The organism is Propioniciclava sp. (assembly GCF_029977985.1).
Taxonomy (GTDB): Bacteria; Actinomycetota; Actinomycetes; order Propionibacteriales; family Propionibacteriaceae; genus Propioniciclava.
In genome coordinates this window covers 1-5,080 of sequence record NZ_JARKOT010000265.1, presented here as the reverse complement: position 1 = coordinate 5,080, position 5,080 = coordinate 1, and the positions used below count along the sequence as shown (strand labels likewise).

The following is a 5,080-nucleotide window of genomic DNA, read 5'->3' as shown; positions in this document are numbered from 1 at the left end:
ACGGCGTCGTCACCGGCACCGGGTCGGTGTTCGGCCGGCCGGTGCACATCGCCAGCCAGGATTTCACCGTCGTCGGGGGTTCCGCGGGCGAGACGCACAGTAAGAAGGTCGTCGAGATGATGGAGTCCGCGCTCAAGTGCGGAACACCGTTCGTCTTCATCAACGACTCGGGCGGCGCGCGCGTCCAGGAGGGCATCGACTCGCTGTCCGGCTACGGCCAGGTGTTCTACTCGAACGTGAAGCTGTCCGGTTCGGTCCCGCAGATCTCGATCATCGGCGGCCCGTGCGCCGGTGGCGCCGCCTACAGCCCGGCGCTCACCGACTTCATCATCCAGACGCGCAAGGCCCAGATGTTCATCACCGGCCCGAACGTCATCGAGCAGGTCACCGGAGAGAAGGTCACCGGCGACGCCCTCGGCGGCGCGGACGCCCACATGGGCACCTCCGGTGTCAACCACTTCGTCGCGGAGAACGACGAGGAGGCCATCCTCATCGCGCAGAAGCTGCTCAGCTTCCTGCCGCAGAACAACACCGAGGACGCCCCCATCGTCGACCCCGACCCGTACGTCGAGGCCGACCACGGCATGCTGAAAATCGTGCCGCCGGAAGGCACGAAGGGCTACGACGTCCGCGAGGTCATCACCCGCATGGTCGACCACGGCGACTTCCTCGAGGTACAGGCCGGCTACGCGATGAACATCGTCGTCGGTTTCGCCCGCATCAACGGGCGCAGCATCGGCGTCATCGCCAACCAGCCGGCCGTGATGGCGGGCGTCCTGGACATCAACGCGTCCGACAAGGCGTCCAAGTTCATCCGGTTCTGCAACGCATTCAACATCCCGCTCGTCACGCTGGTCGACGTCCCCGGCTTCCTGCCCGGCGTCGCCCAGGAGCACGGCGGCATCATCCGCCACGGCGCGAAGATGCTGTACGCCTACTCCGCGGCCACGGTGCCGAAGGTGACGGTCGTGCTGCGCAAGGCCTACGGCGGCGCCTACTTGGCCATGTGCTCCAAGGACCTGGGCGCCGACCAGGTGTTCGCCTGGCCGACCGCCGAGATCGCGGTCATGGGGGCGGAAGGTGCGGCGTCCGTCGTGTTCCGCAAGGAGATCGAGGCGGCCGACGACCCGAAGGCGAAGCGCGAAGAACTCGTCCAGGAGTACCGGGACACCTTCTCCACGCCCTTCGTGGCCGCTTCCCGCGGCCTGGTCGACGACATCATCAACCCCGCGGACACCCGCCGCAAGGTGGCCATGGCGCTCGAGATCCTCGTCAACAAGCGCGAGTTGCGGCCGGCCAAGAAGCACGGCCTCGGGCCGGTGTGATCGTCATGACCGACGACGTCAACGCCGAACTCCTCGCCGCCGTCAAGGCCCTCACCGAACGGGTCGAGAGCCTCGAAGGCGAAATCAAGAGCATCAAGCTCCTCAACGCGCAGAACGTGCCCGAGGACGTGATCATCGCGATCAGCGCGGCCGTCGCCGCGTACCTCGGCCACAAGGCCAAGCGCCGGGCGGGCCACTTCACCCGCTCGGCCGCCTGGCAGTCCACCACGCGCCGTTCCCAGCACGTCCACGCGCCGCTGTACCTGCGCTGATCCGAAAGGCAGTCCGACACCCATGAAGCTCAAGGTCACCGTCAACGGGATCCCGTACGACATCGAGGTGGAGGTCGAGGAGACCGAACGCCAGGCCCCTGCGATCGTCATCGGAGCGGGCGGCGGGGCGATGCACGCCCCGGTCGCGTCCACCGCGTCCGTGCAGGCCACCTCCGCCAACGCGGTCACGGCGCCCCTGTCGGGTTCCGTGTCGCGCATCCTCGTGGAGGAGGGCGCCGAGATCGAGGCCGGTCAGGTGCTGCTCGTGCTCGAGGCCATGAAGATGGAGACCGAGATCACCGCGCCCGCCAACGGCACGGTCGCTCGGATCCTCGTCAGTCAGGGGGACGCCGTCGCCGGCGGCGAGGCCCTCATCGAACTGGCCTGACCTGCCGCAAAGCCGCTGTGGGTCGTCCCTCGACGGGGCGACCCACAGCGCGTTTCGTGCCTGCCGGCTCAAGGCTGCCTAACGGGACCCCGCGTGCGCTCACGGCTGGGGGTTCACCCCTGTGTGCCCAGTGCAACCTGAACCTGAGGTTCAGATTGCCCCTCCGCTTCGATGCCGAGGGGCAATCCGGAGGCGAGTTGGCACCTGCGTGAAACCCGCGGCGTAGGAGGAGCGCCACCCGTTTGCCCCGCCCCACGCACATTGAAGCGCATTCGAAACCCAGAAACCAGCCCGAGGTCGCTGTGTGGACCGAGCGACTCGGCTGAAGGGTGGGCCAGCGCGGAGTACGAAGCTGGACCGTGCACCCCAGCGCGGCTGCGATGTGCTGACTTGCTTTCCGGCGTGGTCGGATCGCGCCCCGGTGGGGTGGGCTCATGGCTCGGGAGCGGGTCGTTCGCGCTTCAGCGATGGGGCTCGTCCGCGCCACCGGGCTCAGGGGTGGGACGCGGAGGAACCGGGGGATCGCCGAACTTCTCCCTCGCCTCCAGCAGGGCGACGCGGCGAGCCAGCCGGTGGATCGTGTTCCGGTCGGACTGCCGGTTGGCGTACTGCGAGAGGGCGTACACGACGAAAGCGGCCGACAGGGCGTAGAGCAGGAGGTCGGCGCCGCGCCCGACACCCAAGATGCGCGCCACCCGCGTGGTCAACTCGGGATTGAGAACGGTGACGACCATGACGACGGCCAGCAGGACCAGCCCGGCCTTCTTGCCGGCGCTGATCGTGCTGGGACGACGCCCGCGAAGCAGGTAGACGACGAGCAGCACGCCGACGACGATGACCGCGACCTGGACCCACATCAGCGGCTCACCTTCCTGAGCAGGGTGTCGAACGCGATGTTCACCGCGTTGGTGATCGACTGACCCTTCGCAAGCGAGTACTCGGTGTAGGCGATCTGCACGGGCACCTCGCGGTAGGAGTAGTGGTGGGTGGCGATGATGTCCACGATCTCCGAGGCGTGCGCCATGTCGGGCATCGTGATCTGCAGCGCATCGGCCACGCGACGGGTGAAGACCCGCAGGCCGTTGTGCGTGTCGGTGAGCCGGAGGCCGGAGACGAGATTGCTGAACGCGATGGCCAGCTTCAGCACCCAGCGCTTGGCGGTCGGCATCGCGGAGGGCTGCTCGTCGAGGAACCGAGACCCCAGCACCACGTCGACGCCGCTGGCCTCGATCTCGGCGAGCATGCGTGCCACGTCGACGAGCCGGTGCTGACCGTCGGCGTCGAACGTCACCACGTACCGGATGCCGGGCAGCGTGCGCACGAACTCGATGCCGGTCTGCAGCGCGGCGCCCTGACCCATGTTGATCGGGTGGTTGATGAGGAAGGCGCCGGTGCGGGCCACCGCCGCGGCTGAGCCGTCGGTGCTGCCGTCGTTGACGCAGATCACGTTCTCGTACTCCGCGCGGACCGCGCGGACGACCTGCTCGACGACCTGTTCCTCGTTGTGGACGGGGATCACGACCGCGACGTCCGACCTCATGCGGGCAGCCTCGGTGTGCGCGACATCACCCCCTCAGTGTAAGCCGAGGCGGCGGCGGGGCCGGCCGAGGCAGGCGGGCATCGGTGCTAGGGTGTCGCCGCGGGCAGGACCGGTGCGAACGCGAGACCAGGAGTTGTCCATGAGCATGGCCCAGTCCCTGCGGCGCACCCCGTGGCCGTGGTGGGTGGCACTCACCGTCGTGGTGTTCCTCTTCGCCCTCTGGATGCCCCCCACGAGCGACGACTGGCGCCGCATCGCTTTCGCCGACAAGAGTATGGCCGCCCTCACCCGCGAGGCCGTGACGTCGTACCTCAATCACAACGGCCGGATCGTGGGCAACACCATCTCGTTCGTCCTCATCGACCCGCCGTGGCTCCGCGCGGCCACCAAGGCCTTGACCGTTCTCGGTCTCGTCGTCGCCCTCCGCCGCGCGACCCGGCTCACGTCGCTGTGGGCCACGCTCGCCTGCTTCGCCGGCGTGTTCCTCCTGCCCGGCGGCGTCCTCCGCGAGAGTTACGGCTGGTCGGCAGGCTTCTTCAACTACGTCCCGCCGCTGATCGGCGTCGTTCTCCTCGTGGCTTCGGTCGCGGGTCGGTGGCCGCGTCGCGACGGCTGGGGCAGTGCCGTGGGGTGCGGGGGCCTGTCGGCCGTGACGTGCCTGTTCGTCGAGCACGTGACGGTGGCGGTCCTCGGGCTGTCGGTCGGGGCGGTCGCGCTCGCGTGGGCGCGTCGGCGGCGTCCGGCGCACGCCCTGGTGGGCTGGGCGCTCGGCGCGATCGTGGGCACCGCCGTCATGTTCGCCTCGCCGGGCTTGCGCGAGGTGTCCACCCACGAGGACGCCTACTTCTCCTACCCCGCGACGGCCGCCGGCGCGTGGGCGAAGATGATCGCCAACTACGCGACGGTGACCGGCAACTTCCTCTTCTCGGTGCCGGTGCTGGCGGTGCTGCTCGCCGGGGTCAGCCTCGGCCTGGGGTTCGGCGTTGGCACGCCCCGCGACCCGTCGGCTCCGCGACGAGCCGCCCGGCGAGCCGATGCCGTCGCGGTGGCCGGCGGGCTCGCGATCGGCGCGTACTCCCTCGTCAGCCGCCTGTTCGCCGGTGATCGCCTCAGCTGCCCGGAGAACGCGGTCGACACCTGCGCGACGCGTTTCCTCGCCCTCGACCTGGTCGCGCTGCTGGTCGCCCTCGGCCTGGTGGTGTGGCTGGGGATGCGTCACGTCCACGACCCCGGCGATCGGGCGGCGTGGTTCGGGTTCCTCGTCGCCACCCTGCTCATGCTCGGGCCACTCCTCGTGGTCTCCCCGATCGGGCCGCGCAACCTCGTCGGCCCGATCATCACCCTCACCGGCCTCCTCGTCCTCACTGCCCGGCCGCTGCTCGAGGGCGTCCGCGAGGCCCGTCCGGTCGTCGCCGCGGCGTTCCGCGTGCTGGTGCTCGGCACCTGTCTGGTCGGCATCGCTGTCATCGGGGCGATCGAGTTCGCCAACGGCGCGGTCTCCGCCGAACGCGAAGCGCTGATGCAGCGTGCGGTGGCCGACGGAACCACCTCGGTC

General features: G+C 69.4%; 6 protein-coding genes. 4 read left to right on the top strand and 2 right to left on the bottom strand.

Features of this window, described 5'->3' with window-relative positions; translation table 11 throughout:
- The 3 genes from Q1K57_RS14295 to Q1K57_RS14285 form a co-directional block, all read left to right on the top strand.
- The coding region (locus Q1K57_RS14295; protein WP_300083771.1) for an acyl-CoA carboxylase subunit beta at nt 1-1,325 on the top strand (1,325 nt) is incomplete at its 5' end.
- A gap of 5 nt (nt 1,326-1,330) precedes the next feature.
- Nucleotides 1,331-1,597: a hypothetical protein gene (locus Q1K57_RS14290; protein ID WP_300083769.1), complete on the top strand. Its 267-nt coding sequence runs from the start codon at nt 1,331-1,333 to the stop codon at nt 1,595-1,597.
- 22 nt (nt 1,598-1,619) lie between these two features.
- Entirely contained in the window at nt 1,620-1,985 is a 366-nt protein-coding gene (locus Q1K57_RS14285; RefSeq protein WP_300083767.1) for a biotin/lipoyl-containing protein, read from the top strand.
- 461 nt (nt 1,986-2,446) lie between these two features.
- Here Q1K57_RS14285 and Q1K57_RS14280 read toward each other — a convergent pair whose 3' ends face one another.
- Nucleotides 2,447-2,842 (bottom strand): DUF2304 domain-containing protein, encoded by a 396-nt coding sequence (locus Q1K57_RS14280; RefSeq protein WP_300083764.1) that lies wholly within the window; start codon nt 2,840-2,842, stop codon nt 2,447-2,449.
- Nucleotides 2,842-3,525, bottom strand: a complete 684-nt coding sequence (locus Q1K57_RS14275; RefSeq protein WP_300083762.1) for a glycosyltransferase family 2 protein — start codon at nt 3,523-3,525, stop codon at nt 2,842-2,844. Before Q1K57_RS14275 ends, Q1K57_RS14280 begins: the two co-directional genes overlap by 1 nt.
- 139 nt (nt 3,526-3,664) lie before the next feature.
- Between Q1K57_RS14275 and Q1K57_RS14270 the strand changes: the two genes are divergently transcribed.
- A partial coding sequence (locus tag Q1K57_RS14270) for a DUF6056 family protein (protein ID WP_300083760.1) occupies nt 3,665-5,080 on the top strand: 1,416 nt, incomplete at its 3' end.

Excerpts from the sequence above, each read along its gene's own strand:
- Q1K57_RS14290 (WP_300083769.1), top strand. The coding sequence starts at position 1,331 with ATGACCGACGACGTCAACGCCGAACTCCTCGCCGCCGTCAAGGCCCTC.
- Q1K57_RS14285 (WP_300083767.1), top strand. The coding sequence starts at position 1,620 with ATGAAGCTCAAGGTCACCGTCAACGGGATCCCGTACGACATCGAGGTG.
- Q1K57_RS14280 (WP_300083764.1), bottom strand. The coding sequence starts at position 2,842 with ATGTGGGTCCAGGTCGCGGTCATCGTCGTCGGCGTGCTGCTCGTCGTC.
- Q1K57_RS14275 (WP_300083762.1), bottom strand. The coding sequence starts at position 3,525 with ATGAGGTCGGACGTCGCGGTCGTGATCCCCGTCCACAACGAGGAACAG.